A 26,587-nucleotide genomic window follows, 5' to 3' on the forward strand; every position below is an offset into this window, starting at 1 on the left:
CGTCGCCTGGTACTAATGTTCTGGCCATGGCAACACGGGACCTCACTGAGATCATGGACAGCGGCTGGGCGAAGGCGTTGGAGCCGGTCGCCCCACAGATCGCCGCTATGGGCGACTTCCTCCGCCAGGAGGTCGCCGAAGGACGCACCTATCTGCCCGCGGGCGACAACGTCCTGCGCGCCTTCCAGCAGCCCTTCGACCAGGTGCGCGTGCTCATCATGGGGCAGGACCCCTACCCCACCCCCGGCAACGCGGTCGGGCTGAGCTTCTCGGTGGCCCCGGACGTGCGTCTGCCCGCGAGCCTGCGCAACATCTACAAGGAGATGGGCGAGGACCTGGGCACCACGATGCCCTCCAACGGCGACCTCACCCCCTGGACCGAGCAGGGCGTGCTGCTGCTCAACAGGGTCCTGACCGTCGCCCCCGGCAAGGCCGGTTCGCACCGGGGCAAGGGCTGGGAGGCCATCACCGAGCAGGCCATCCGGGCGTTGGCCGAGCGCGGCGGGCCGCTCGTGGCGATCCTGTGGGGACGCGACGCCCGCAACCTGCGTCCGATGATGCCCGGTGTCCCGTGCGTGGAGTCGGCCCACCCGAGCCCGCTCTCGGCCCGTAACGGCTTCTTCGGCTCCCGGCCGTTCAGCAGGACCAACGAGCTGTTGGTCGAACAGGGCGCCGAACCGGTGAACTGGCAGCTCCCCTAGGCACTCTCATCCTCAAGGGGCCTTCCTCGGCCCCACCCTCGAACCCCGACCAGCCCACGGACTCGGTACCTCCCCCGGTACCGGGTCCGCCGCGTTCCACCCCCCGAACCCGGAAAGGCCCCGTCATGGCCAAGCCACTCCGTTACGAAGACGCGCTGCGCATCCTCGGAGAGAACGACTCCGAGGTCCTGGACCTGGCCGAGAAGGTCGCCGACGGAGGCCTGGGCCTGGTGGGCGTGCCCGACCTGTTCGGGCTCCGCGGTGCCCTGGTCGGCAAGGGCCGCAAGGCGTTGGAGGGGATGCGCGGCAAGCTCAAGGGGGAGAGTCGGCTCTCCCGCACCGAGAAGATCGAAGCGGCCTACCAGGTCCTGGTGATCATCTCCTTCTTCGAGGCCGCGGCGGAGGCCTTCGAGGAAGTCGGGATGCCCTTCGGCCTGGACGACCTGAAGATCACCGCCGAGGAGCAGTACACACTGCTGGACCAACGCCTGATCTCGGCCTACGGCTCTGTCCCGTTGTTCGCCGATACGTGTCCGAACCGGCGGACGAGTATCCCCTGGCCTTTCCTGCAAACCGGTTTCCCGGAGGCCTTCGTCGCCTTCGTCTGCGGTCTCGAAGTCGCCGAACGTCATGGAATCACCGCGGAACATGCGCTGATGGACGACCTGCGCAGATCGCTGAAGCGTCTGGTGTCCCCCCGTTTCGAGGAGAACCTGCTCCGGTTGGGCGCCGAGATCCCCGAGTTCGGGATGTGGCTGTCCAGGGACGAGCACGCACGGACCCGCCGGGAGATCGGTACCGGCCTGTCCGATCTGCACGCACAACTGGCCCGGGTCGGTTCGGGGCGTGCAGTCCCCCGTCGACGTCGGGAACTCTCCGTCTCCTACCGAGCCGTCCTCGATCGTCCCGTCCTGAGATCGGCCGAGATACCGCACGGGTTACGTCTCCCCTCGCTCCGGGAGGCCTATATTCCGCCCCAGGGGCGGCTCGCCACGGCCACGGGGAAAAGCTCTTTCACCCACGATGACCAGTGGCGACATCGACCGGTCCAAGGCGACCTCCAGTCCCTGGTGGCCGCTCTCATCACCCATCCTCGTTCCACCGAGGTTCCCCTGGTCATCCTGGGACACCCGGGGGCGGGCAAGTCCAAGTTCACCGAGATGCTCGCCGCGCAGCTCCCGTCGGAGGACTTCCTGCCGATCCGGGTGGAGTTGCGCTCGGTCGGCCCCAACGCGCCGCTGCACATCCAGATCGAGGAGGGGCTGCGCGCCGATCTGCACACCTCCGTCTCCTGGCGGGAGCTGGCCGACGACACCGAGGGGGCGCTGCCGGTGATCATCCTGGACGGGTTCGACGAGCTCCTCCAGGCCTCCGGGGTGGACCGCTCCGACTACCTGGAGCGGGTGCAGGAGTTCCAGCAGCGTCAGGAGGCCCTCGGCCGGCCGGTGGTCGTCATCGTCACCAGCCGCACCCTGGTGGCCGACCGGACCCGGTTCCCCCTCGGCACCCAGGTGATCCGGTTGGAGCCCTTCGACGAGGTCCAGATCGAGCGGATGCTCGACCTGTGGAACCGGACCAACGAGGCGGCCTTCACCGAACGCGGTCTGCTCCCCCTCGAAGCCGATACGGTGCTGCGCTACCGCGATCTGGCCGAACAGCCGCTGCTCCTGCTGATGCTGTTGATCTACGACGCCCACGACAACGCGTTGCGCCGGGCCTCGGAACACCTCTCGCACGGGGAGCTGTACGAACGCCTGCTGCGGATGTTCGCCTCCCGCGAGGTGACCAAGCACCACTCACGGCTCGGCGGTCGGGCCCGTGAGCAGGCCGTGGAGGACGAGCTGCGCCGGCTGGAGGTCGTCTCGATGGCGATGTTCGCCCGGGGCCGGCAGAGCGTGCACGCCGAGGAACTGGACCGCGACCTGGCCGTACTGATGCCCGAGGCGGTCGAACGTCCCGACCACACCGACCTGCACGGGGAGATCGCCCCCGCCCACCGGGTGCTGGGCCGCTTCTTCTTCGTGCACGAAGACCGTGCCCGCACCGCGGACGGGACGAGCAGCGCCTTCGAGTTCCTGCACGCCACCTTCGGCGAGTACCTGGTGGCGCGCATGGTCATCACCGCTCTGGAGGAGCTGGCCGAGGACCGTCGGCACGCCTCACGCCGCCGGGGCAGGTCCGCCCCGCTGGACGACGGCGAGCTCTACGCCCTGTCCTCCTTCGCCGCCTTCGCGGGGCGGGACAAGGTGGTCTCCTTCCTGGAGGAGCGGCTGGAGCTTCGTGTGTCCGAGGACCCCGAACTCGGCCACGACCTGCGCGAGCTGCTCTTGGACCTCTTCCGTGAGGCACCTTTCCCCGCGCCCAACCGATCCTTCCTCGACTACGAACCCCAACGGCTGTCCCTGTCCACGAGGGAGGCCTGCTACACGGCCAATCTGCTCACCCTGGCGATCCTGCTCGCGGAGGAACCGATCCCGTTCCGGGAGCTCTATCCCGAATCCACCGACCCCTGGCACGCCTGGCGGAGGACCGTGTCGCTCTGGCGTTCGCTGCCCACCTCGCAATGGTTCGGCATCCTGGACACGGCGCGCGTACGCCATCTGGGCTTCTGGGAGAACGAGAACCCCGTGACGGTGCTCGACCGGGAGCGGGGCGGGCCGGTCAACCTGGGCGAGTGCACCGGCTTCGAGCTCCGCGGCGACGTCGACGCCGCCCCCGGGATCGAGAACCCCTACGAGGTCGAGATCCCCACCGGCACGGTGGCGGCGCGGCTGTTGCGGTCGACCGCGCTGCGCGCCAACGGCACCGCCTCCCGGCTGGCCCTGATCCTCTCCCCGTACCTGAGGCACGTCTCCGACGATCTGGGCACCTGGTACGTGGACCGGGACGAGGACGGGGAGAGGTCCTGGATCCTGGCCCACGACATCCTCAGACTCCGGTTGGAGCCCCTCGACACCCTCACGGTGCAGCAGGTCGACGAACGGCTCTCCTGTTATCGGCGCCTGCTCAGGGAAAAGGTTCGGGAACAGGTCGTACTGGACCCGAGTGTCGAGAAACGGCGCGTGGCGGACAACGCCACCCTCACCGTTCTACGGCAGGCCTACGAGGATCTGCGGTCCTGGCCCTCCCACGCGGACATGAGGTACAGGAGCGAGCTGGCCTCCCTGACGCAACGGACGGTGCGCACCTTGTCGAGGACCTCGTTCCCCTCACCCGAGATCGCCGAGTCCTTCGCCCGGCTGCGTCACGAGATCCTCGCCTTCCTCGGCGAGGACTCCGACGACCCCGAGCTCTCTCCTCCGGACTCCGACCCCTCCGTGCCGTTCCGCTACCCGTCTCTTCCGGAATCGCCGTTCGGGTCGGCCGGTCCCTGAGGGGTCCGCCCGGGTCAGCGGTCGAGGATCCGGGCGACCAGGGCGGGCACGACCTCGCCGATGGGGTCGTGCAGGACCGCCCCGGCGTAGTCGTCGTAGGGCGTGGGCTCGGCGTTGACGATGACCAGCGGGGCCCGCGCCATCATGGCGACGTCGCACAGCCCGGCCACGGGGTGGACGGTCAGGGAGGTGCCGATGGCGACGAAGACGTCGCACTCGCGGGCGGCCCGGGCTGCGCGTTCGATGACCTCGGGGTCCAGGCGCTGGCCGAAGGAGATGGTGTCCGACTTCTGAATGCCCCCGCAGGACACGCAGCGGGGGTCGGACTCGTCGTCGAGTCGGTCGAGCACGACGGCGCTGGGGGTGCGCAGCCCGCACGACATGCACATGACCCGCAGCATGGTGCCGTGGACCTCGATGACCTCGTCCTCGGGGACCCCGGCCCGCTGGTGCAGACCGTCGATGTTCTGGGTGATGAGGGCGTGCAGGCGGCCCGAGCCGGCCAGTTCGGCCAGGGCGCGGTGGGCGGCGTTGGGTTCGGCCTCCCAGACCCGGTGGGCGCGGCGGGCCAGCCAGACCTCGCGACGGACGTCGATGTCGCCCATGTAACTGTCGATGTCCGACATCGCCTGCGCGCCCGGGTCGGTGGTCCACAGCCCCTGGGGCCCTCGGTAGTCGGGGATACCGGAGTCGGTGGACACGCCCGCGCCGGTCAGGACGGTGATGCGCCGCGCGGACGCCAACAGTTCGGCGGCGTGCTCGAACCCCTCGGGGTCGGTGAAGGGCACGGTGTCGTCGGTCTTCGAGGCCATACCTCATTGTTACAGCGACGTCGGGACCGCTTCTCACGGCCCGCCCGCGAGCTGCGAACCGGATGCTCCCGGATACCCGTAACCTCGGGGAACGTGTGGGGCATGGCACCACAACGACCGGCCAATGCACGCGAGTGGTGCGAAGGGTGCGAAAATCGACGGAATCATGAAGCAGCAGCCGTCCTACATCCTCGTGGTCAACGGGACCAAGGTGCAGCGCCCCGTCTTCGTTCTGGGCGCTCCCCACTCCGGGGTCCCGGTGATCGCCCGCGCCCTGTCCCGCGCGCCAGGTTTCCATCTGGGCGCGGGTTCCCCGGGGGTGCTCAACACCGTCTACGCCGTGGCCAGGCGCCCCTCACTGGCCTCGGAGAAGGTCGCCGGAACGGCGAGTCTGTTCCGCGAGGCCTACGCCGAGACCTGGCATCTGACCCCCCTGACCTGTCCGAGGTGTCCGGGCCCGGGGGCCCGGATCCCGGCCAACGCCTCCGCCGAGCCGTGCGAGCACAGCGCCGAGGCGGTCCGCTACGGCGACGCCAGCCCCGACCTCCTCTACTCCGCGAGCGCGCTGCACGCGGCCTTCCCCGACGCCCTGTTCGTCCAGGTCATCCGGGACGGCCGGGACGTCGTCGCGGACATGATGGAGGACGAGCGATCGCTGGCCTGGCTCAAGCCCAGCTTCATGAAGCTGGAGCACGAGTTCCCCAACCACTTCTTCGGCCTGGACGAGGAGGCCGACCTGGAGCGCTTCACGGACGGCTCGACCGCGACCAAGTGCGCGATGCGCTGGCGGGGCGCGGTGCGCATGTCGGCGCGGTTGCGTCGGGAGCTGGGCCCCGAGCAGCTGCTGACCCTGCGGTACGAGGACGTGCACGGCGGAGAGGTGAAGGCCGCCGGCGAGCTGCGCAGGTTCACCGGGGCCCGGGTCTCGGCCAGCGAGCTGCTGACCGAACGGGCCTGGGGTGTGGGCTCCTGGCGGGAGCGGCTGTCCCGGAGCGACCACGGCGACGTGCACGAGGTGGCCCGTAACGAACTCTCCCGCCTGGGGTACCGGTAGGTCGGGAACCTAGGCGTCCACGCCGTGCGCGCGGAGCAGGGCTCCGGCCGCGTTCCGAGCGGTGGCCGCGGCGTCGGCGATCCCGGTGACGTTGCGACCGACCACGGCCCCCTCGTGGAGCATGGCGAGGGTGTCGCCCAGGGCCCCGGGGTCGGTGGCCCCGGTCTCCGCCGCCAGCTCCCGGTACAGCTCGCGGAGACGGACCTTCTGTTCCTCGGCCACGGTCCGGCCGGGGTGCTCGGGGTCGGAGAGTTCGGCGTAGGCGTTGACCATGGCGCAGCCGCGTTCGTTCTCCCGGTCCATCCACTCCCCCAACGCGTCGAAGGTGGCGAGGATCCGGGCCACGGGGTCCTCGTGCGCCTCCACCCGTGAGGTGAGGAAATCGTTCCAGCGTTCGTCGCGGCCGCGCAGGTAGGCCACCACGAGACGCTGTTTGGAGCCGAAGCGGTCGTAGATGGTCTTCTTGGTGACCCCGGCCTCCTCGGCCACCAGTTCCATACCGACCGTGTTGATGCCCCGGGTGTAGAAGAGCTCCGAAGCCACCGCCAGGACCCTGCGGGCGGCGGGGGTGAGCGGGTTCCGTTCGGTGGTGCGCATATCGACTCCCTCGTTGGAACGGACGACTACATTGTGAGTATACCGACCGGTGTGTTTACCTCGGCGGCATGGAACCCATCGACACCGCGCGCCGCGTTCCGCGCCGCCTCCGCGACCCGCTCGCCCCTCTTCTGGCCGTGGGATTGGTGGTGATGTGGAGCTCGGGTTTCGTCGGCGCCGAGCTCGGAACCCGGCACGCCCCCACGACCACGCTGCTGGCCTGGCGCTTCCTCGTCGTGGCCGCGCTCCTCGTCGCCTGGTGCCTGTGGCGGGGTGTTCGAATGGACCGCCGTGACCTGGCCCTGCACGGGACGGTGGGGCTACTCGCCCAGGCCGGCTACCTGTACGGCGTGGTGGCCGCCGCCGAGCACGGGGTCTCCGCCGGGACCAGTGCCCTGGTCGCGGCCCTGCAACCGATGGTGGCCACCGCCCTGGCCGTGCCCCTCTTGGGCGAAGCGGTCCGACGACGTCAGGCCGTGGGGCTGGTCGTGGGCCTGGGCGGGGTGGCCCTGGTGGTGGGGTCCGACCTGGTCGGCGCGGGCGCGGCCCCCTGGTGGGCGTACCTGTTGCCGCTGGGGGCGATGCTCTCCCTGGTCGCCGCCACCCTGACGGAACGGCGGACCCGGCCCGGCGGTGGTCTGATCGAGGCCTTGGCGGTGCAGTGCTCGGTGAGCGCGGTGCTGTTCGTCGGCCTGGCGACGGTCACCGGCACCCTCGCCCCTCCGGCGGATCCGGGCTTCTGGGGCGCGGTGGCCTGGGTGGTGGTGCTGTCGACCCTGGGCGGCTACGGGCTGTACTGGATCAACCTGGCGCGCAGCGGCGTCGCCCGCGTGTCGGCGCTGCTCTATCTCACCCCTCCCACCACGATGCTGTGGACCTGGCTGATGTTCGGCGATCCGGTGAGCGCGGGCACCCTGGCGGGGTCGGGCGTGTGCCTGGCCGCGGTGTGGCTGGTCCGCTCGGGTCACCCCGGTCGCACACGCGACGCGGCCGCCGGGGAGTCCCGGCGGCCGCGTGACGAAGGAACCTCGGCGGAGCCTCTCAGTCCCGATCCCGATCGGAGACCTCTCCGGTGAAGGTGGCCTCGACCTCCTCCACCGACTCTCGTGACGCCTCCTCCGGCGCCTCTTCGATGTAGACGTCCGGGACGACGGCGAGGCATTCCAGCTCGACCTGGGCGCCCGAGGTCAGCAGTTCGGTGACCCCCACGACCGACATCGGCGGGTAGTAGCGGCCCATATGGCGCCGGTAGATCGACCCCAGGGTGTTGAGGTTGATCCGGTAGACGCCGATGGAGGTCGTGTACACGCGCATGCTCACCACGTGCGTCGGTTCGGCCTTGGCCGCCCGCAGCGCCTCCACCATGTTGGCCAGTGCCTGGTCGAACTGTTGGACCAAGGAGTCACCGGTGAGCACACCGTCCATACGGCGCGAGGTCTGGCCTCCTATGTACACCGTGCGCCCGGGGGTGACCACGAGCGCGTGCGAGTAACCGATGGGGTCGGAGAGACTGAGCGGATTGACGATCTCATGCGGAGTGCGGTCCATCAGCGGCCCTTCCCTGTCGATGGGCGCTCACCTCGGTGCCCCTGGAGGGGGATCATCAGGTGTGCGGCTACGATGAGCGCATGTTCTCTTTCGTGCTGTCCGTCCTGGCCCTGACCGTCGTGGTCGGGATCTTCCTCTCGATCTTCATCGGCGGCGCGGTGTACGTCGCCCGTACCCGCCGCAACGGCACCGAGGCCATGCTCACCGGCGCCCGCAGGTTCCGCGAGCTCCGCTAGCCTCTGGCCTCCGTGCCGTCCCGGCTCACTCGTCGAAGGTGTCGGGATCGGGCCCGAAGCGGTGCCCCTCGTCGAGTCCGTCGATCCGGCCCATCTCCTCGTCCGAGAGCTCGAAGTCGAAGATCTCGAAGTTGGTCCGGATGCGCTCCGGGGTCACCGACTTGGGGATGGCCACGTTGCCGAGCTGCATGTGCCAGCGCAGTATGACCTGTGCCGGGGTCTTCTCGTGCTCCTCGGCGATCTCGACGATCACGTCCTCGTCCAGGAGTCGCCCCTGCCCCAAGGGGCTCCACGCCTCGGTCACGATGTTGTGCGCGGCGTCGAACTCGCGCATGTCCTTCTGCGCGAGTCGGGGATGCATCTCGATCTGGTTGACCATGGGGGCGATCCCGCCCTCCTCCATGACCCGCTCCAGATGCGTGGGCTGGAAGTTGCAGACACCGATGGCGCGTGCGCGTCCTTCGGCGTACAGGCGTTCCAGCGCCTTCCAGGTGGAGACGTACAGATCGCGCCGGGGCAGCGGCCAGTGCACGAGGTAGAGGTCGATGACCTCCAGACCGAGCCGTTCCAGTGAGGCGTCGAAGGCGCGCAGGGTCGAGTCGTAACCCTGATCGGGGTTGGCGAGCTTGGTGGTGACGAACATGTCGCCGCGTTCCAGCCCCGAACGGCGCAGGGCCTCGCCCACCCCCTTCTCGTTGCCGTAGGCGGCCGCGGTGTCGATGCTGCGGTAGCCGGCGGCGAACGCCTCCAGGACGACCTCGGTCACGGACTCCTCGGGCACCTTCCACACGCCGAAGCCCAGTTGCGGCATCCGGAGCCCGTTGTTCAGTGTGATGTCGGGAACCGTCATCGTCCTCTTCCCCCGCCGGACCCGACCGGCCCGTCGCTTTCGTCTCGTCTTCCCCCTGGTGCGGCCTTGGTGACCGCTGTGCGCATACTGCCATGTCGGAGCGGGTCCGGACTTGAGGCTGCGCCGCTGTTGTGCGGGCTTTTCACCCTGTTGACCCTCATCGACCATCGCCCTCGGCCTCCCCGCGCTCCGGCGGGAAGGGCTCTCCCCCACCCCTCACGCACCTCTGTTCGCTCTGGGCGAACACCCTTCCTTCGAGTGCGGCCCTCGCCCCGCGTTCCGCCTCCAGGGCAAAGCCTTGCCCCGGTATGGGGTGGGTTTTCTCTTGCGACAACGGTCGGTGTTCGAGACTGACAGGCGGAGCACCTTGGCGCCCGCTCCACGCCGATTTCAGAGGGGGAATCCAGCCGTGACGACCGCCGATCAGCGCGCGAAGCAGACTCCGAAGCCCCGCAGCAGCCAGCCGTGGCTCCACCAGAGGGGTGAGGAGATCCAGCAGTTCGGGACGGTACGCCAGTTCCCGATCGGTCTGTCCTACGACGCGCGGATGTACTCGTGTCAGCGGCTCAACCAGGTGCTGTGCGACACCCGTATCCTGCACGACCTCTACAAGAAGCACCACTGGCTGATGCGCGGCCAGACCTTCTACCAGCTGCATCTGCTCATGGACAAGCACGCCGACGAGCAGCTCGCCCTCATCGACACGATCGCCGAACGCGTCCAGACGCTGGGCGGTGTCGCGGTGGGCGACCCCAGACACGTCGCGGAGATCACCGCCATCCCGAGGCCGCCCAACGGTGTCGAGGAGGTCCCGGCCATGCTCTCCCGTCTGCTGGAGGCGCACGAGACCATCCTGGAGGACAGCCACGACGCCGCGGCCCGCGTCCAGGAGATGGGCGACGACGGCACCAACGACGTCCTGGTCTCGGACGTGATCCGGACCAACGAGCTGGAGGCCTGGTTCGTGGCCGAGCACCTGGTGGACACGCCGCTGGTGCGCAGCTGAATCGAACCCGTCGAGGGGCCGGTCGCCGTGGGGCGGCCGGCCCCTCGGCCGTCCACCTCCATCACGGTCCGGAACCGGACAGGATCCGGAGGTGTCAGGGCCGACGAGGGGGTACGTAGACGATCACCGAGCGTGCCGTTCGAGGTCCCCGGTCCCGGCGGCCGCCCCTCCGAACGTCCCGGACGGGGACCGGTACCGAACTCCCGACCCCCGGAGGTATCGACGTGACCGCTTCCATCGCTCTGCCCCGCGTGATGCGCGTGGGTGCCGGGGCCTCGGCCGAACTGGCCGAGGTCCTGAAGTCCTTCGACCTGTCCCGCCCCCTCGTCGTGACCGACCCCTTCGTCGCCGAGCAGCCCTTCTTCCACGGCATCCTGCGAGAGCTACGCGATTCGGGGCTCTCCCCCGGAGTCTTCTCCGAGACCGTGCCCGACCCCACCACGGAGGTGGTGGAGCACGGGGTGCGCGTATTGCGGGAGGGCGACTTCGACTGTCTGGTGGGTGTGGGCGGAGGCAGCCCCATCGACACCGCCAAGGCCATCGCCCTGGTGGGAGCGCACGGAGGCCGGATGCGCGACTACAAGGCCCCCGTGGTCACCGACACCCCGGCTCTACCGGTGGTGGCGGTTCCGACCACGGCCGGTAGCGGGTCGGAGTCGACCCGCTACAGCATCATCATCGACACGGAGACGGACGAGAAGATGCTGTGCGCGGGCGCCGCCCTGCTCCCGCGCGCGGCGTTGGTGGACTTCGAACTCACCCTGGGCATGCCGCCCAGGTTGACCGCCGATACGGGGATCGACGCCCTCACCCACGCGATCGAGGCGTACGTGAGCAGGCGGGCCAACCCGATCTCGGACGGCCTGGCCCGCGAGGCGATGCGCCTCCTCTTCGCCCACCTGCGATCGGCCTACGCCGACCCGGACGACCGGGTGGCCAGGGAGGCCGTCATGGCCGGCGCCACCCAGGCGGGGTTGGCCTTCTCCAACTCCAGCGTCGCCCTGGTCCACGGGATGAGCAGGCCGATCGGCGCCCGGTTCAAGGTGGCGCACGGGCTGTCCAACGCCATGCTCCTGCCGGCGGTCACCGAGTTCTCGGTGCCCTCCGCCCCCGAGCGCTACGCCGACTGCGCCCGGGCGATGGGGATGGCGGCTCACGACAGTGGTGTCGGCGAGGCCACCAGGGCCCTGGTGTGGGAACTGCGACTGCTCAACGAGGAGTTGGACGTGCCCACCCCGTACGGGTACGGGATCGACGCCGACGAATGGTGGGAGGCGGCCCCGACGATGGCGGAACAGGCCTTGGCCTCGGGCTCTCCGGGGAACAACCCCCGGGTGCCCACCGCCGAGGAGATCGTGCGTCTGTACCAGGTCGTCTACGGCTAGGTCGGACACCGCGAGGCCCTCCACCGACGCGTCCGTGTCGGTGGAGGGCCTCGTGTCCTCAGGGGCGGCCCACCGGCAGCGACGGCCTCGGCCGGACAGGGGAACGGGGTCGTGGGCCCCTGCGCCACGACCCCGTCACCCCTCTTCTAGCGGGTGATGCCCCACCTGCGGCGCAGGGAGCGGTCGGCCCAGTTGAAGAACACGTCGATCACGATGCCGATCGCCAACACGATGATGATGTAGCTGAGAAGCCGCTCGGCGTCGTTGAGCTGGCGCGCCTGGCTCAACGCCCAACCGATCGAGTTCTGCTGATTGATGATGACCAGCAGCTCACCGGCCATCAGGGAACGCCAGGCGAACGCCCAGCCCTGTTTGAGTCCGGTGACGAACATCGGCAGCGCCGCCGGGATGATCAGCAGGCGGTAGCGCTGCACTCCGCGCAGCCCCATCACCTGGCCGGCCCGCAACAGCGACGGGGAGACGTAGTCGATCCCCGAGGTCAGACCGCCCGCGATCGAGGGGGCCGCGCCCAGGACGATCACGAACATGATGGCCGACTCGCTGATGCCGTACAGCAGCATCGCGAACGGGAACCACACGATCGACGGCATGGTCTGTAGGCCGGTGATCAACGACCCGATGGCCACCCGCAGCGGTTTGAACTGCGAGACCGCCAACCCGATGACCACGCCCACCGCCAGGGCCAGGGCGAAGCCGATGAAGGCCCGCCGCATGGTGACCCGCACGGCCTCCCAGAACTCGGGGGTGGTGATCTCGTGGAAGAGCGTGGGCAGGACCCGGTCCGGCCCGGGGAAGACCCATTCGGAGCGCCAGCCGCTCCACACCACGGCCTGCCAGGCCAGGAGCACCAGGGCCACGGCCGCGAGCTTGGGCCAGGTGGCCGCCCAGATCCCCCGCGCCACCTCGGCCGGGCCGCGCTCGGCGGTACCGCGCCGGGGCTGGAGTTCGAGGGCGTCCAGGCCTTGGACGGCGCTGTCCTTCGTCGACGTCTCAGGCATGACGGGAGACCTCCTCGCGGAGTCGGTCGGTGATGGTGGCGGCCTGCTCGGCGATCTGGACCGAGTCGATACGGCGCGGACGCTCGCCCTCCACCTCGAACTCGGCGATGACCCGGCCGGGTCGACTGGACAGCAGGACCACCCGGTCGCCCAGACGCACCGCCTCGCGCACGTTGTGGGTGACGAACATGACGGTCAGCGACCGCTCCCGCCAGATCCGCTCCAGCTCGTCGTGGAGGATGTCGCGGGTCATGGCGTCCAGGGCGCCGAAGGGCTCGTCCATGAGCAGGACGTCGGCGTCCTGGGCCAAGGCCCGGGCCAGGGCGACCCGCTGACGCATGCCGCCGGAGAGCTCGTGGGGGCGCTTGCGTTCGAAACCGGTCAGGCGCACCAGGTCCAGGAGTTCGGCCACACGACGCGCGCGTTCGGCCCTGGGCACCTTGTTGACCTTCATGGGGACCTCGATGTTGGCCCCCACGGTGAGCCAGGGGAAGAGCGCGGCCTCCTGGAACATCATGGCGACCCGGTGGTCGCCGACCTCCACGCTGCCGCCGGTGGGCTGTTCCAGCCCGGCCACGAGCGAGAGGAGGGTGCTCTTGCCGCATCCGGAGGCGCCCAGGATGGCGAGGAACTCGCCGGTGCGGATCTCGATGGACATGCCGTCGATGGCGGTGACGGCACCCGCGCCGCGTCCGAACACCTTGGTGATGTCGTCGATCCGCACGGCGTTGGTGCCGGTGGGGCTCTCGGTGATGGTGCTCATGGTGCCCTTACCCTTCCAACCCGACGACCGGCTCGCGTCCGGCCTCGGCCAGGACGTCGTTGAGCGGGTCGAGTGCGTAGATTCCGGTGAGGTCGACGGGGTCCAGAAGACCGATCGCCTCCGCCTGCTCGGCCTGGGTGAGCAGTGAGGGGACGATGGGGTCGACGGTGAACGCGACGTTGTCGAAGGCCGTGGCGGTGATCTCGGGGTCGAGCGTGCCGCCGGTGAGGTCCTCCAGGTGGAGACGGGTGGTCTCGGCCGCCCCCTCCGGAGCGTCGTCGATGCGGTCGACGGATTCGACATGGCCGCGCAGCAGGTCCGCCACGGTCTCGGGGTTGTTCTCCAGGTAGTCGGCGTTGACCACGAGGAGGGTGGTGACGTACATGCCGTCCGTCTCCTCCCACAGGTCGGGCTCGTCGATGAGCAGGTGGGCGTCGTCCTGGGCGAGGATCCGGCTCAGGTGCGGTTCGGGGATCCAGGCCCCGTCGATCTCGCCGAGTTCGAAGGCGTCGACGGTGTCGGGGTTGTCCTGGGGGATGATCGACAGGTCGCCCCCACCGGCGGTGTCGACCTCCCACCCCTGTTCCCGGGCGAACCAGCGCAACGCCACGTCCTGGGTGCCTCCGAGCATCGGGGTGGAGAAGGTGTGGCCGGGCAGATCGTCGATGGTCTCGATGTCGTCCCGGACCACGAGTCCGCTCCCCTGGGCGGCGGCACCGGCGATGATGTGCAGGGCCTCCCCTCCGGACTGGGACCAGCCGTTGACGGCCGGGTTGGGACCGAGGAAGGCCGCGTCGATCTCCCCGGAGAAGAGCGCGTTGACCGCGTCGGGACCGTTGTGGAAGGTCCTGGTATCGAAGTCGACGTCTCCGAGGGCCTCTTCGTAGAGGCCGTCCTCGACACCGATCAGCGCCGGCGCGTGGGTGATGTTCGGGAAGTAGCCGAGGGTGAGGGAGGAGCCGTCGGCGTCCACCCCGTTCCCCTCTCCCGCGCAGCCGGTGGCGGCCAGGCTCAGAGCCAGGGCGGCGGCCACGAGGGTTCTCGGCGGGGGTGGGGAGACACGCATGTCAGGGGTCCTTATCGGGGGTGTCTGTGGTGGGACGGGAAAACTCTACTTAAGAAGTAGGTTTTGTGGAAGCACCGCCACGACAATTCCCCACTGAAAAGGTCCGATAAGGGGGGATACACCCCGCCCGACCGGACCCCCGCCCCCTAGAACCCCTCGACCTCGTCCCGACCGGCCTCGGAGAGGAGACCGTTGAGCGGGTCGAGCGCGTAGATCCCCTCCAGGTCGACCGGGTCGAGCAGGCCGACCGCCTCGGCGTGCTCGGCCCCGCCCCGCAGGGAGGCGGCGATCGGGTCGACGGTGAAGGTGACGTTGTCGAAGGCCGAGGCGACCACCTCGGGGTCGGGCTCGCTACCGGTGAGCGCCCCCAGGTGGGCGATGGTCGCCCTCTGAGCCTCCTCAGGGTCCTCGTTGACGCGGTCGACCGTCTCGATGTGACCGCGCAGCAGATCCTCCACGATCTCCGGGTTGTCCTCCAGGAAGTCCGCGTTGACGATCAGGTGGGTGGTCACGAAGGCACCGTCGGTCTCGGGCCACAGGTCGGCCTCGTCCACGAGGACCTTTCCGCCGGCCTCGTCGACCAGACGGCTCAGGTGCGGTTCGGGGACCCAGGCCCCATCGATCTCACCGAGGACGAAGGCGTCGACGATCTCGGCGTTGCCCTGGGGGACGATCGACAGATCGCCGCCGCCCTCGGTGTCGACCTCCCACCCCTGCTCCTCGGCGAACCAGCGCAACGCCACGTCCTGGGTGTTGCCGAGCTGGGGCGTGGACAGGGTGGCGCCCGGCAGGTCCTCGATCCCGTCGATCCCCTCGCGCACGACCAGACCGGCCCCGCCCGAGGTGGAGCCGGCGATGACCCGCAGGGCCGTGCCCCCCGATTGGGACCAGCCGTTGACGGCCGGGTTGGGGCCGATGAAGGTCGCGTCGATCTCCCCGGAGAAGAGCGCGTTGATGGCGTCCGGACCGGCGTTGAAGGTCTGGGTGGACAGCTCCACGTCGCCGAGGGCGTCCGCGAGATAGCCCTCCTCCACCCCGACCAGGGCCGGCGCGTGGGTGATGTTCGGGAAGTAGCCGAGGGTGAGGGTGTCGACCCCGCCCACCCCTCCGCCGTCGTCGGCCCCTCCGCATCCGGAGGCGAGCAGACCGATGGCCGCCGCGGCGGCGACGGACGAGAGCACAGGGGTACGCATACGCATGGGGGTCCTTCGAAGGTCGGAGCCTGACAGGAAAACTCTACTTAATGAGTAGGTTTTGTGGAAGATCGGATGAACCCACCCACCGTGACCTGCGCCACTCCCATGCCCCCTCCGAAAACACGAAGGCCCGGACCACCTGGCCCGGGCACGCGAAGGGGCGGCGGGGTCGAGGACCCCGCCGCCCCTTTCGAAGGACGTCGTGGACGGGACCACGACGCCCGAGGATCACTCGATGGGCTCGCCATCGGCGTCGACGGCCAGGACGACTCCCTGCCAGGTCTCCTGGATGTAGTCCAGGACCCGCTCGTCGTGGAGCAGGTCGGCCAGGATCCGGATGCGCTCGTCGTCGCTGTTCTCCGCCAGGACCACGAGGCCGTTGGCGTACTTCTCGACGTAGTCGTCGCCCTCGGGCTCCCAGGCCAGGACCTCGGCCTCGTCGGTCAGCCCCGCCTCGATGGCGTAGTTGCCGTTGACGATCGCGGCGTCGGTGTCGGCGATCGAACGCGGGATCTGGGCCGCCTCCAGGGGTCGGATCTCCAGGTCGCGCGGGTTGTCGGTGATGTCCTTCTCGGTGGCGGTCTCACCGGCGTCGGGGTCGACGGTGATCAGACCCTCGGCCTCCAGGATGCCCAGCGCGCGGTTCAGGTTGGCGGGGTCGTTGGGGACCGCGATCTCGGCGCCGTCGGGCAGTTCGGCGACGTCGTCGACCTGCTCGGAGTACAGACCCAGACGCTCGATGTGCACGTCGGTGAGGTACTCGAGGTCGGCGTCGGGGCCGTTCTCGACCCACTCGTTCAGGAACGAGCGGTGCTGGAAGTAGTTGGCGTCGAGGTCGCCGTCGACCAACTGGGCGTTGGGCGTGTTGTAGTCGGCGATCTCCACGATGTCCAGCTCCAGGCCGGCCTCCTCGGCGAGGTTCTCGTCGATGAAGGCGAGGATGTCGCCGTGCGGGACCGGGCTGACGCCGACGCGAAGCGGACCCTGACCGTCCTCGGAGGCCTCGGAGGCCTGCTCACTGGGGGCACCGCAGGCGGCGACGGCGAAGACGAGGGCGGCCGCACCGATGAGGGTGGAGGTCGTGCGCATGGGCACTCCTTGGTGATCGTGGGACGGAGGATCGCGGACGGCGCCCGAGGCCGACGGTGGCCGGCCGCGACGCACCCGCGTGCCGCGGGGAACGCTGAAGCGCTGCTCAGAGACTAGCCGACCTTATTGGTAGGAAATTTCCCTTTCGACCGTCTTGAGCGTGGCGTTCCCCACAGAGAACAGATTACCAACTAATCCGGTAGATATTACATACAATCCGGCGCATCATGGGACCATGCTCAGCGCACACACCGCCTCCCCCGGAGCCGACCGTCGTCCCGCCGCACCGCGAGCACCTCTGACCGTCGCCCCCGCCTCCGGTGACGGCCCTCACGAGTCGGAGCACTCCCTCCTCGGCGTCCTGCCCCTCCCCGAGAGCGGGCGCTACATGCTGGTCTACGGGGTCATCGTGGACGAACCCCACCCCCGCGACCGCCCGGTCCCGCCCGAGGTGGAGGCCTGCCCCCTGTTCCTGGACCGGGGCGCCCGGAGGGTCTGGGCCCGGGGCGCCGAGGTCGAACTGACCTACCAGGAGTACGAGCTCCTGGACCGCCTGACCGCCTCCCCCGGACGGGCGGTCACCCGCGCCGAACTCCTGGAGCGGATCTGGGGCTCGGGCCGTGATCTCCATTCGCGCACCATCGACGTGCACATCCACCGACTGCGGCGCAAACTCGGGGCCGCCGGAGAGCACATCGTCACGGTCCGGAAGGTGGGCTACATCTACCGCGGGCCGCAACCACCGAACCCGCCCCGAGAGAACTGACCGGGGCCGGCCGCCACGAGCGCCCGTGGCGGCCGGCCCCTTCTCGTCGGCCGTGCGAGGGCCCGCGTCGATCCGAGCGCGGGCCCCGACCCCGTCTCAGAGCGTCACTCCCCGGAAGAGCACGACCGCCAGCAGCAGGCCCACCACCAGGTTGAAGACCGTCGCGGCCGCGAAGACGCCGATCGGCCTCCAGCCCGCCTCGCGCAACGAACCGGCCTTGAACTCCAGGCCGATGCTGGTGAAGGCGGCGATGAGGAACCAGTCGCGCAGCGCCTTGGCGGTGTCCAGCCCCGCCTGGGCGTCCCCGGGGGCGTTGTCGGCCCACAGGGTGGCCACCACCGAGGCGATCAGGAAGCCCAGCACGAACTTGGGGAAACGGTCCCACAGGGCACGGACCCCGGGACGGTTCGCCCGCCCTTCCGGAGCGACCTTGACGGCGAAGTAGGCGGTGAGCAGCACGGCCACCACCCCCATCAGGACGTTCTGGGTGGACTTGACGATGGAGGCGATCTGGAGCGCCTCCTCCCCCACGATCGCCCCGGAGGCGGCCACCGCCGCCGTGGTGTCGATGTTGCCGCCGATCCAGGCCCCGGCCTGGGCCCCACTGAGCCCGAACACCTCGACCAGCCAGGGCAGCAGGAAGATCGAGGGGACCGCGAACAGGATGACCAGACCGGCGGTGTAGGCGAGCTGCTCCCGCCTGGCCTGCACCGCCCCGGCCGCGGCGATCGCGGCACTGACCCCGCAGATCGACACCGAGGAGGCCAGGAGCGCCCGGAGCCGGTCGTCCAGACCGACCCTGCCCCCGAGCCACCAGGTGAACAGGAACACCGAGGTGACCAGGGCCAGCGCCTGAAGGACCGCCGGACCCGCGGCGCGGACGATCACGTCGAACAGGACGGTCGAGCCGAGCAGGACCAGACCGGTCTTGATGAGGAACTCGGTCCGGAACGCCGGCGCCAACCGATCGCGCAGCCCGAGCAGGGACAGGATCAGGTTGCCGAGCAGCCCCAGGACGATCGCGTACACGGGGTACTCGACCGCGTCGGCGAACCCGGCCAGGGCGGTGCCCTCCGCCAGTTCGGGGACGCGGGACTCCAGGAAACGGGTGGTGGCGGCGAGCCCCAGGACGACCGCCAGGCCCACCGCCGTCCATGACCAGAGGGCGAGGGGGTTCCGCCGCTCGGGCGGGGAGGAGGGTGTGGAATCGGAGGCGTCGACGCTCTCGACGGAGGGACGTTCGACGCTCATGGGATCAGCCCCGCCGGGATGACTCCGGCCAAGGCCAGTCCGAGTAGGACGAGGCCGGTGAGGGTGGCCGCCCAGTCCTCACCGATCCGGAAGCCTCGACGTGCGGGTGGGGACTCGGGCGTTGGGGTGGAGGGTGTCTCGCTCATGTCCTTCTCGTTCTCCGGGCGCGAGAACGCCCGGCTCGGGGGGATGGTCGGGAGTGCGGTGGGGTGACCGGAAGGCCGTCGGCCTTCCACGCCCGGAAGCCGCCGACCAGGTCGGTGGCCCGGGGCAGCCCCAGACGGTGGAGGCCGACGGCGGCCAGGCTGGAGGCGTAGCCCTCGTTGCAGAAGAGCACGATGTGCCGATCGGTCGAGTCCGCCTCGGGGATCCGGTCGGGGCCGGTGGGATCCAGCCGCCATTCCAGGACGTTGCGGTCGATGACCAGGGCGCCGGGGATCTCGCCCTCGGCCTCGCGGTCGGTCACCGGGCGGATGTCGACCAGAAGGGCTCCCCGGTCCACGGCGCGCCGTGCCTCCTTCGGTTCCAGGCGCCGCAGAGCGGATCGTTCGCGGGCCAGGAGTCGGTCGATCGCGCTCATCGACCTCCCTCCTCCGACTCCGCCGGGGCTGTGGGGGCGGCCTCCAGCGTGGGGACGTCGGGCTCGGGGTCGGTGGTGAGGATGCTCCCGGTGCGACGGAGCGTGCCCCCGTCGGTGACCTCGTAGTAGTGCATGGCGGTCAGCGGGGGCGAGTAGGCGTGCACGCTCACGGCCGGCGCGGTCGAGGTGTTGACGACATCGTGCACGTGCCCCAGAGGGAAGCGCCCTCCCTCGCCCTCGGCCAGGGTGCGTTCGCGGAGTCCGCCGTCCCAGTGGTGTTCGACCAGCTCGCCCGTGACGACGGTGAGAGCTCCGAGCGAACCCGCGTGATCGTGCAGGCGGGTGGACTGGTCGGGGGTCCAGGAGATGAGCCAGACGTCGGTGTAGTCGTCCGCGCGCAGCCGGACCGACCAGCGTTCCTCCGCGTCGAAGTGGATCTCGTGAAGCCCCTGCCGGACCTCCTCCGCGATCTCGGCGGTCAACCCGGCCAGGCGGTCCAGGGTGAGCGGGGTCGGTGCGGCCGGTGCCGTTTCCGAGAGAGGGGAGGTGTCGATGTCGTTGACGGTCATGTTCCTTCTCGCCTTGCCGGTGGTGTCGATGGATCCTCGTGCGGCCACCGACAGTGCTCGTCGAAGGTGAGCGACCTGCTCCGGAACCGGAGACGTGGTATCGCGCTGCCTGCCATGCGCAGCAGTAAACCACATTTCCTACAGGTTTAGTTGGTAGTTGTTCGGCGCGGCGCGCCACCTCCCCACCTGGAGCGAGACGCCCACGGCAAAGATTCCCTACTTTATTGGTTGACAAACTATGATTACAGGACGCACAGTGGAGTCACGCCGACCGGAATCGCGGAGCCGGTCGGCCCGGACCGCTCTCGCACACCCCGTCCGAACCTCCTCACCGGACGGGACGGGCGAGGCGGATCCCGTTCCGGGTCGAGGCCGCTGCCATGCGCGGAGCAGCTCAGGACCTCGGCCCGGACGACCATCCTCGGCATCACCCAAGAAAGGCCGCATCCGATGCCCGGAACACGTCACCCGGCCGGTCGCCACGCTCGGACGGCGGGCTCGATTCCGGCACCACCGATCGGCACAGAACACGGGAAAACCTCTCTCACCTCCCATCTCACCGGCACGAGCACACGAATCGGTGGCGTACGAAGGACACGGGACGGGCAGGTACGCCCTGTCGGGTGAGACCACCCGATCCACTCGGCCTCGCCGCACCGATGGTCGTCGTGGACGATCCGCACGACCGACCCCCGCTCTGATTTCATGCAATTCCAGTAGGAATTCAGGATCGGCGCCCCAGGGCGGCCGCGCACCAGTTCAGGAGGTTCCTTCCTTGTCCGAGACGCTCCCCGGACCGGCGCCCGCCCCGACCACCGACACCGTCCCCCCGCGGACCATCGCCTCCATCGGCGAGGTGCTCGATGTCGCACGCTCCCTGCTGCCCTCCCTCTCCGAGGGGGCCGCCGAACGCGACCGGGACCGTGTCCTGCCCCATGGGCCCGTCCGTGAGATCTCCCGCTCCGGGCTGCTCGGCATCACCGTCCCCAGGGAACTGGGCGGCCTCGAGGCGCCCGCGAGCGTCGTCGCCGAGGTCCTGCGCCTGTTCGGCACGGTCGACCTGAGCCTGGCCCAGATCCTGCAACCGCACTTCTCCTTCCTGAACGCGCTGCGTCTGCGCGGAGGACGACCGGCCCGCGAGCGCGTGTACGGCGACGTCCTCGCCGGTTCCCTGGTCTCCAACGCCCAGGCCGAGCGTTCGGGCAGGACCGCGCACACCCACACCACCCGGATCGAACCCGACGGCGACCACCACATCGTCGACGGCACCAAGTACTACGCCACCGGCTCCCTGTTCGCCGACTGGCTGGCGGTGGTCGCCCCGGCGCCCACCCCCGAGGGCCCCCGACCGCACATCGCGTTCGTGCGCGCCGACGACCCCCGGGTCCGGATCGAGGACGACTGGGCCGGCATGGGCCAACGCACCACCGCCAGCGGCACCGTCCACCTGTCCGGGGTCCGGGTCGCGCCGGAGTTCGTCCTGGAGCACTACCGGACCTTCGAAGGACCCACCACCTACGGGGCCCACGCCCAACTCCTGCACACCGCCATCGACGTCGGCGCGGCGCGCGGAGCCCTGGAGGAGGCCGCGGAGTTCGTCCGTACCAAGAGCCGCCCCTGGTTCGAGAGCGGGGTGGACCACGCGACCGAGGACCCGCTCCTGGTGCACCGCTTCGGTGAGCTGGAGGTACTGGTCCGCTCGGCCGAGGCCCTGCTGGAGACGGCGGCCGCCCGAGTGGACGTCGCCGACACGACACCGGTGGACGAGGACCCCCGAGCGGCCGAGACCGCCACCGCCGAGGCCTCGATCGCCGTGGCGGCCGCCAAGGTCGTCGGCGGCCGGGCCGCGGTCGACGTCTCCTCCGCCCTGTTCGAGGTGGCGGGCACCCGGGCCACGGCCGACGCCGCCGGCCTCCACCGCCACTGGCGCGACACCCGTACCCACACCGTCCACGACCCGGTGCGCTGGAAGGTCCAGCACATCGGCGAGTACTCCCTCAACCGTCGCCGCCCACCGCGGCACGGCCAGATCTGAACCGAAGGGCCGAGCACACCCATGCCCCTGACCTTCCACTGGTTCCTCCCCACCCAGGGGGACGGCCGAGGCGTCATCGGCGGCGGACACGGCGCGGACGTCGTCTCCGCCGCCGCCCGGCGCACGCGCGAACCGTCCGTCGAATACCTGGCCCAGATCGCCCGGGCCGCCGAGAACCTGGGCTTCGAAGGGGTGCTCACCCCGACCGGGGCCTGGTGCGAGGACGCCTGGCTGACCACCGCCATGCTGGTCGCGCACACGCGTCGCCTCAAGTTCCTGGTCGCCTTCCGCCCCGGGCTGATCACACCGACCCTGGCCGCGCAGATGGCGGGCACCTACCAGAGGTTGAGCGGCGGCCGGCTGCTGCTCAACGTGGTGACCGGAGGCGAGTCGGCCGAACAGCGGGCGCACGGCGACTTCCTGGACAAGGAGGCCCGCTACCGGCGCACCGACGAGTTCCTGCGCGTGGTCGACGCTCTGTGGGAGGGCGGGACCGTGGACTTCGCCGGAGAGCACGTCACCGTGGAGGGGGCGACCCTGCACCGTCCGCCCCACCCGCGACCACCCGTGTACTTCGGCGGGTCCTCCCCCATCGCCCTGGAGGTGGCGGCCGCCCGGGTCGACACCTACCTGACCTGGGGAGAGCCCCCGGCCGCGGTGGCCGACAAGATCGAACGGGTCCGCTCGGCGGCCACCGCCCACGGCCGGAACCCGGGCTACGGGATCCGGCTGCACGTGATCAGCCGCGACACCGAGAAGGAGGCCTGGGACCAGGCACGGCGGCTCCTCGACGGAATCTCGCCCGAGACCATCGCCGAGGTCCAGAGGAACCTGCGCCGCAGCGAGTCCGAAGGGCAGCGCCGCATGCTGGACCTGCACGGCGGAGACCCCGCCGACCTGGAGATCCATCCGAACCTGTGGGCCGGTGTGGGCCTGGTGCGCGGCGGCGCGGGCACCGCCTTGGTCGGCAGTCACACCCAGGTGGCCGACCTGATCGAGCGATACCACCGGGTCGGGATCGACGAGTTCGTGCTGTCGGGCTACCCGCATCTGGAGGAGGCGTACTGGTTCGGTGAGGGCGTCCTCCCGATCCTGGCCGAGCGGGGACTGTGGCGTCACCCCGACGGACCGGCCGCGCCCTCGTACCCCGCCGTCCCCTTCGCCGCCGCCGGCGCCCCGTCCTGAGAATCGGAGTCCGTCACCATGACCACCACCGTTCTGGTCGGTAACCCCCGACCGAACTCCCGGACCGCCACCGCCGCCCTGGCCACGGCCCGCCACGCGGCCCGTGCCGCCGGACTGTCCACGGAACCGGGGCGAGGCGACCTCCTGGAACTGTCCGACCTGCAACCCCTGCTGCTCACGCCTGGACCGCCCCTGGACGTGCAGGCGGCTCTGGAGCGGATCCGCGCCTCCGAACTGTTGGTCGTGGCCAGCCCCACCTACAAGGCCACCTACACCGGTCTGTTGAAGGTCTTCCTCGACCTTCTGCCCTCCGGGGGCCTGGGAGGGGTGACCGCCGTCCCGGTCCTGGTCATGGGGTCGCCCGCGCACACCCTCGCCGTGGACGTGCATCTGAGGCCGCTGCTCTTGGAGCTGGGCGCCTCGGTCCCCACCTCCGGCCTGGCCCTGCTCCAGGACACCGTGACCACCGAGGGAACGGACTCCCCCGGGCTGGAGGAGGTCCTCCGCCCCTGGGCCGAGAGGTCCGCTCCCGCGCTGCGCGCGGCCCTGAACCCGCGCTCCACCACCGTCCCACCACTGCCCGATCCCTCAGGGAGAATCCGTTGAGCGTCGCGGAGACCACCACCCGTACCGGCGCGACCTTCGAGGCCGATCGCCTGAGGGCCGTCATGCGCAACCATCCGGCGGGCGTCGTCGTCATCACCGCGGACGTCGAGGGACGCCCGGTGGGGTTGACCGCCACCTCGTTCACCAGCGTGAGTCTGGACCCGCCGTTGGTGTCCTTCTACATCGCCGAGTCGTCGACCACCTGGCCGGACCTGCGCCGCGCCCCCGTGTTCGGGGTGCACCTGCTCGCCGCCGATCAGGCGGGGACGGCCGCCCGGTTCGCCGCCAAGGGGGTGGACCGCTTCACCGCCCCCACCTCGTGGCGTCCCGGCCCGGCCGGGGTCCCGCTGTTGGAGGGCGCCACGGCCCACCTGGTGTGCGAGTGGTACGAGACCCGCGCGATCGGCGACCACGTTCTGGTCGTGGGGCGCGTGACCCACGCCGGGGTCGTGTCGGAGACGGCTCCCCCGCTGGTCCACCACCGGGGGACCTTCGGCTCGGTGACCTCGTCGGCCTGAACCGGCGGCACGAACCTCCCTTCGCCCGGGAGGGGGGCGCCCCTGGTCCGGGGGCGCCCTCATCACCTCCGACGGCCGAGCGTCACGAAGGTCTCGGGGATCGGCTCTGCCCACCGAAGAGGGCCCGCAGCCGTGCTCCGAAACGGGCCAGGGCTGCTCGTGCCCTGCCCGCCCGAGAGGGTCGGCGCAGCCCGGGGATGATCGGTACCGGGACGGGAGAGGCCAAAGGGGCGGAGATCGACAGTCCGCCCGGGACACGGCCGAGCACGGGACGCCCGACAGGGACCTCCAAGGGGATGCGACGCAGGACCGCGCGGTCACCGGACCTCACCAGGGCCAGGGAGTCGCCGTCCACCAGGACGAGGATCCCGCCCGGGTCCACCCCCGGGGCCAGCTCCACCCGGACCTCCAGGAGACCGCCGCGACGCCCGCTGTCGACCCTGGTCACGGGGCCGACGGAGAGCCCGCCGGTCAGGGTCTCGTCGATCCCCTCGAACACGTCCGTGACACGCATCGGACCACCCCTCTCGACTTGAGCTTCAGTGGCTCAAGTTTATTGAAGGCATGACGCGAGGGCAAGACGATTCCCGCTCACCCCCATGGGGTGATCGAGCCCCGCGGGGTGCGAGAATGACCCGGCCGCCCCACGGCCCGTCCCCTTTCTCACCCCTACGGAGCGAACATGGCACTCGTCGCCGGAATCGACAGTTCGACACAGTCCTGCAAGGTCGTGGTCTGCGACAGCGCGACCGGAGAGGTGGTGCGCGAGGGCCGCGCCCCACACCCCGACGGCACCGAGACCGACCCCCGCCACTGGTGGACGGCCCTGTCCCAGGCCTCCTCCGGACTACTCGACGACGTGGCGGCCGTCTCCGTCGCGGGACAGCAGCACGGCATGGTCGTGATCGACGACGAGGGAGAGGTCGTCCGCCCCGCCCTGCTCTGGAACGACGGACGTTCGGCCCGAGCCGCCGACGACCTGGTCGAGGAGCTCGGCGGCCCCGGGGTCTGGGCCGACGCCATCGGCAACGTACCCGTGGCCGGCTTCACGATCACCAAACTGCGCTGGTTCTCCGAGCACGAACCCGAACTCGCCTCCAGGGCGCGCGGCGTCATGCTCCCCCACGACTGGCTCACCTGGCGTCTGGGAGGAGCGCGCCAGGCTCCGACCACCGACCGGGGCGACGCCTCCGGCACCGGCTACTGGTCGCCCTCCGAGAACGCCTACCGCACCGACCTGCTGGTCCACGCCTTCGGGCGAGAGCTGGAGGTGCCCCGGGTCGCCGCCCCCTCCGAGGCGGTCGGGCACACCCCCGAAGGGGCCCTGATCGCACCCGGCACCGGGGACAACATGGGCGCCGCCCTCGGGCTGGGCCTGCGCACCGGCGACGTGGTGGTCTCGCTCGGCACCAGCGGCACCGTGTTCGCCGCCCACGACCGGCCCACCCACGACGCCACCGGAGCGGTGTGCGGATACGCCGACGCCACCGGCGGCCATCTGCCCCTGGTGTGCACCCTCAACGCGGCCCGTGTCCTCGGTTCGGCCGCGTCGATGCTGGGCACGGACCTGGCCGGCCTCGACCACCTCGCCCTGGGAGCGCGTCCAGGCGCGGAGGGCGTGGTCCTGCTCCCCTACCTCGACGGAGAGCGCACCCCCGTCCTTCCCGAGGCCAGTGGCTCCCTGCACGGGCTCCGCCGGGACAACATGACCCCGGGCAACATCGCCCGAGCCGCGGTGGAGGGCATGCTGTGCGGTCTCGCCGACGGACTGGTCGCCCTGACCGCGCAGGGTGTGCGGGCCGAGCGCGTCCTCCTGGTCGGCGGCGGCGCCCGTTCCGCCGCGGTCCGCGCCATCGCCCCCCTCGTCCTGGGCATGCCGGTCGCGACCCCGCCCGCCGCCGAATACGTCGCGCTGGGCGCCGCCCGCCAGGCCGCCTGGGCCCTGTCCGGCGACCCGCTGCCCCCCGAGTGGACTCTGGGCGCCCCCGCCGAGGAGGCCGCCCACTCTCCCGAGGCCGGGAACGGACTGCGCGAACGCTACGCCGAGTACCGGCGGGCCCTCCACGGCGTCTGATCCGCCCTGCCCGATGCACGACGGACGACCCCGTCCGGTTCGGGGGACGGAACGATCACCGCTCGGAGAGGGCGCCGAGAGGAACGAGATCCGACGTCGCCGGTTCGGCGGCGACGTCGTCGATACGGCCGAATCGGCCGTTGGCCCGCCGAGCGGCCGGTGGAACCGGCGACGGTGGCGCCGGCCTGGCCGGTGGAGCGTCCGGGGGTGACCTCGGTGCTCTCCGGCACCCGGAACCCGGAGCGGTTCCGAGCGCCGGCGGCCCCGACCGAGACGAGGTCGACCCGGGAGGAGACCGACCGTCTCA

27 protein-coding genes are annotated in these 26,587 nt (G+C 70.4%); 13 read left to right on the plus strand and 14 right to left on the minus strand.

What is annotated here, in order from left to right; genetic code table 11:
* Window positions 1–26: 26 nt before the first annotated feature.
* Both D451_RS0107340 and D451_RS0107345 read left to right on the plus strand, forming a co-directional pair.
* Window positions 27–701 (plus strand): uracil-DNA glycosylase, encoded by a 675-nt coding sequence (locus D451_RS0107340; protein WP_014911780.1) that lies wholly within the window; start codon window positions 27–29, stop codon window positions 699–701.
* A 125-nt stretch (window positions 702–826) separates the two neighbouring features.
* The gene (locus D451_RS0107345; RefSeq protein WP_017533937.1) at window positions 827–4,075 is read left to right on the plus strand and encodes an NACHT domain-containing protein; all 3,249 of its coding nucleotides are present in this window, start codon (window positions 827–829) and stop codon (window positions 4,073–4,075) included.
* Window positions 4,076–4,089: 14 nt separating this feature from the next.
* On the opposite strand, the gene D451_RS0107350 is transcribed toward D451_RS0107345, so the two are convergent.
* Entirely contained in the window at window positions 4,090–4,887 is a 798-nt protein-coding gene (locus D451_RS0107350; protein WP_014912037.1) for an SIR2 family NAD-dependent protein deacylase, read from the minus strand.
* Between the two features lie 124 nt (window positions 4,888–5,011).
* On the opposite strand from D451_RS0107350, the gene D451_RS0107355 reads away from it, so the two are divergent.
* A complete protein-coding gene (locus D451_RS0107355; RefSeq protein WP_014909998.1) occupies window positions 5,012–5,941 on the plus strand; it encodes a sulfotransferase family protein in 930 nt (309 codons plus the stop codon).
* Window positions 5,942–5,950: 9 nt separating this feature from the next.
* Here the strand turns inward: D451_RS0107355 and D451_RS0107360 are convergent, their stop codons facing one another.
* Window positions 5,951–6,538, minus strand: a complete 588-nt coding sequence (locus D451_RS0107360) for a TetR/AcrR family transcriptional regulator (RefSeq protein WP_017533938.1) — start codon at window positions 6,536–6,538, stop codon at window positions 5,951–5,953.
* A 68-nt stretch (window positions 6,539–6,606) separates the two neighbouring features.
* Here D451_RS0107360 and D451_RS0107365 point away from each other — a divergent pair, with 68 nt between their 5' ends.
* Window positions 6,607–7,614 carry a DMT family transporter gene (locus D451_RS0107365; RefSeq protein WP_017533939.1) on the plus strand — a complete coding sequence of 336 codons (1,008 nt, stop codon included), beginning with the start codon at window positions 6,607–6,609 and terminating at the stop codon, window positions 7,612–7,614.
* Here D451_RS0107365 and D451_RS0107370 read toward each other — a convergent pair.
* A complete protein-coding gene (locus D451_RS0107370; RefSeq protein ID WP_017533940.1) occupies window positions 7,580–8,086 on the minus strand; it encodes a RidA family protein in 507 nt (168 codons plus the stop codon). The two genes, D451_RS0107365 and D451_RS0107370, sit on opposite strands and share 35 nt — an antisense overlap.
* An 80-nt stretch (window positions 8,087–8,166) precedes the next feature.
* Between D451_RS0107370 and D451_RS26320 the strand changes: the two genes are divergently transcribed.
* Window positions 8,167–8,322, plus strand: a complete 156-nt coding sequence (locus D451_RS26320) for a hypothetical protein (RefSeq protein ID WP_187294478.1) — start codon at window positions 8,167–8,169, stop codon at window positions 8,320–8,322.
* A gap of 25 nt (window positions 8,323–8,347) precedes the next feature.
* Here the strand turns inward: D451_RS26320 and D451_RS0107380 are convergent, their stop codons facing one another.
* A complete protein-coding gene (locus D451_RS0107380) occupies window positions 8,348–9,172 on the minus strand; it encodes an aldo/keto reductase (RefSeq protein WP_014910795.1) in 825 nt (274 codons plus the stop codon).
* 409 nt (window positions 9,173–9,581) lie between these two features.
* On the opposite strand from D451_RS0107380, the gene D451_RS0107385 reads away from it, so the two are divergent.
* Both D451_RS0107385 and D451_RS0107390 read left to right on the plus strand, forming a co-directional pair.
* Complete coding sequence (locus D451_RS0107385) at window positions 9,582–10,178, plus strand: Dps family protein (protein WP_014908543.1); 597 nt, start codon at window positions 9,582–9,584, stop codon at window positions 10,176–10,178.
* A gap of 224 nt (window positions 10,179–10,402) precedes the next feature.
* Window positions 10,403–11,563 (plus strand): iron-containing alcohol dehydrogenase, encoded by a 1,161-nt coding sequence (locus D451_RS0107390; protein WP_014909325.1) that lies wholly within the window; start codon window positions 10,403–10,405, stop codon window positions 11,561–11,563.
* A 146-nt stretch (window positions 11,564–11,709) separates the two neighbouring features.
* Here D451_RS0107390 and D451_RS0107395 read toward each other — a convergent pair whose 3' ends face one another.
* The 5 genes from D451_RS0107395 to D451_RS0107415 form a co-directional block, all read right to left on the minus strand.
* Complete coding sequence (locus tag D451_RS0107395; RefSeq protein ID WP_014909126.1) at window positions 11,710–12,582, minus strand: ABC transporter permease; 873 nt, start codon at window positions 12,580–12,582, stop codon at window positions 11,710–11,712.
* Window positions 12,575–13,345, minus strand: a complete 771-nt coding sequence (locus tag D451_RS0107400) for an ABC transporter ATP-binding protein (protein ID WP_014913368.1) — start codon at window positions 13,343–13,345, stop codon at window positions 12,575–12,577. The genes D451_RS0107395 and D451_RS0107400 overlap by 8 nt, the downstream gene beginning before the upstream one ends.
* A gap of 7 nt (window positions 13,346–13,352) precedes the next feature.
* Entirely contained in the window at window positions 13,353–14,411 is a 1,059-nt protein-coding gene (locus D451_RS0107405) for an ABC transporter substrate-binding protein (RefSeq protein ID WP_193789599.1), read from the minus strand.
* Window positions 14,412–14,557: 146 nt separating this feature from the next.
* Window positions 14,558–15,610, minus strand: a complete 1,053-nt coding sequence (locus tag D451_RS0107410) for an ABC transporter substrate-binding protein (RefSeq protein ID WP_020379943.1) — start codon at window positions 15,608–15,610, stop codon at window positions 14,558–14,560.
* A gap of 225 nt (window positions 15,611–15,835) precedes the next feature.
* Window positions 15,836–16,696 carry a MetQ/NlpA family ABC transporter substrate-binding protein gene (locus D451_RS0107415; RefSeq protein ID WP_017533943.1) on the minus strand — a complete coding sequence of 287 codons (861 nt, stop codon included), beginning with the start codon at window positions 16,694–16,696 and terminating at the stop codon, window positions 15,836–15,838.
* 235 nt (window positions 16,697–16,931) lie between these two features.
* Here D451_RS0107415 and D451_RS26325 point away from each other — a divergent pair, with 235 nt between their 5' ends.
* Window positions 16,932–17,462: a winged helix-turn-helix domain-containing protein gene (locus D451_RS26325; protein WP_017533944.1), complete on the plus strand. Its 531-nt coding sequence runs from the start codon at window positions 16,932–16,934 to the stop codon at window positions 17,460–17,462.
* A gap of 96 nt (window positions 17,463–17,558) precedes the next feature.
* Here the strand turns inward: D451_RS26325 and D451_RS0107425 are convergent, their stop codons facing one another.
* The 4 genes from D451_RS0107425 to D451_RS0107440 are packed head-to-tail and all read right to left on the minus strand — an operon-like array spanning window position 17,559 to window position 19,862.
* Entirely contained in the window at window positions 17,559–18,713 is a 1,155-nt protein-coding gene (locus D451_RS0107425; protein ID WP_017533945.1) for a YeiH family protein, read from the minus strand.
* On the minus strand, window positions 18,710–18,859 hold the full coding sequence (locus D451_RS28245; RefSeq protein ID WP_017533946.1) for a hypothetical protein: 150 nt from the start codon (window positions 18,857–18,859) through the stop codon (window positions 18,710–18,712). Before D451_RS28245 ends, D451_RS0107425 begins: the two co-directional genes overlap by 4 nt.
* Window positions 18,856–19,293, minus strand: a complete 438-nt coding sequence (locus tag D451_RS26330) for a rhodanese-like domain-containing protein (RefSeq protein WP_017533947.1) — start codon at window positions 19,291–19,293, stop codon at window positions 18,856–18,858. The genes D451_RS28245 and D451_RS26330 overlap by 4 nt, the downstream gene beginning before the upstream one ends.
* Window positions 19,290–19,862 (minus strand): cysteine dioxygenase, encoded by a 573-nt coding sequence (locus D451_RS0107440; RefSeq protein WP_193789600.1) that lies wholly within the window; start codon window positions 19,860–19,862, stop codon window positions 19,290–19,292. Before D451_RS0107440 ends, D451_RS26330 begins: the two co-directional genes overlap by 4 nt.
* 775 nt (window positions 19,863–20,637) lie before the next feature.
* Between D451_RS0107440 and D451_RS0107445 the strand changes: the two genes are divergently transcribed.
* The 4 genes from D451_RS0107445 to D451_RS0107460 are packed head-to-tail and all read left to right on the plus strand — an operon-like array spanning window position 20,638 to window position 24,206.
* The gene (locus D451_RS0107445) at window positions 20,638–21,897 is read left to right on the plus strand and encodes an SfnB family sulfur acquisition oxidoreductase (protein WP_017533949.1); all 1,260 of its coding nucleotides are present in this window, start codon (window positions 20,638–20,640) and stop codon (window positions 21,895–21,897) included.
* A 21-nt stretch (window positions 21,898–21,918) separates the two neighbouring features.
* A complete protein-coding gene (locus tag D451_RS0107450; RefSeq protein WP_017533950.1) occupies window positions 21,919–23,082 on the plus strand; it encodes an LLM class flavin-dependent oxidoreductase in 1,164 nt (387 codons plus the stop codon).
* An 18-nt stretch (window positions 23,083–23,100) separates the two neighbouring features.
* Entirely contained in the window at window positions 23,101–23,688 is a 588-nt protein-coding gene (locus D451_RS0107455) for an NADPH-dependent FMN reductase (protein ID WP_017533951.1), read from the plus strand.
* Window positions 23,685–24,206 (plus strand): flavin reductase family protein, encoded by a 522-nt coding sequence (locus D451_RS0107460; RefSeq protein WP_017533952.1) that lies wholly within the window; start codon window positions 23,685–23,687, stop codon window positions 24,204–24,206. The genes D451_RS0107455 and D451_RS0107460 overlap by 4 nt, the downstream gene beginning before the upstream one ends.
* 82 nt (window positions 24,207–24,288) lie before the next feature.
* Here the strand turns inward: D451_RS0107460 and D451_RS0107465 are convergent, their stop codons facing one another.
* A complete protein-coding gene (locus tag D451_RS0107465; RefSeq protein ID WP_017533953.1) occupies window positions 24,289–24,720 on the minus strand; it encodes a hypothetical protein in 432 nt (143 codons plus the stop codon).
* A 168-nt stretch (window positions 24,721–24,888) separates the two neighbouring features.
* On the opposite strand from D451_RS0107465, the gene xylB reads away from it, so the two are divergent.
* Window positions 24,889–26,280, plus strand: a complete 1,392-nt coding sequence (gene xylB, locus D451_RS0107470) for a xylulokinase (protein WP_017533954.1) — start codon at window positions 24,889–24,891, stop codon at window positions 26,278–26,280.
* The last annotated feature ends 307 nt before the right edge of the window (window positions 26,281–26,587 follow it).

It is taken from the genome of Nocardiopsis alba DSM 43377 (genome assembly GCF_000341225.1).
Taxonomy (GTDB): Bacteria; Actinomycetota; Actinomycetes; order Streptosporangiales; family Streptosporangiaceae; genus Nocardiopsis; species Nocardiopsis alba.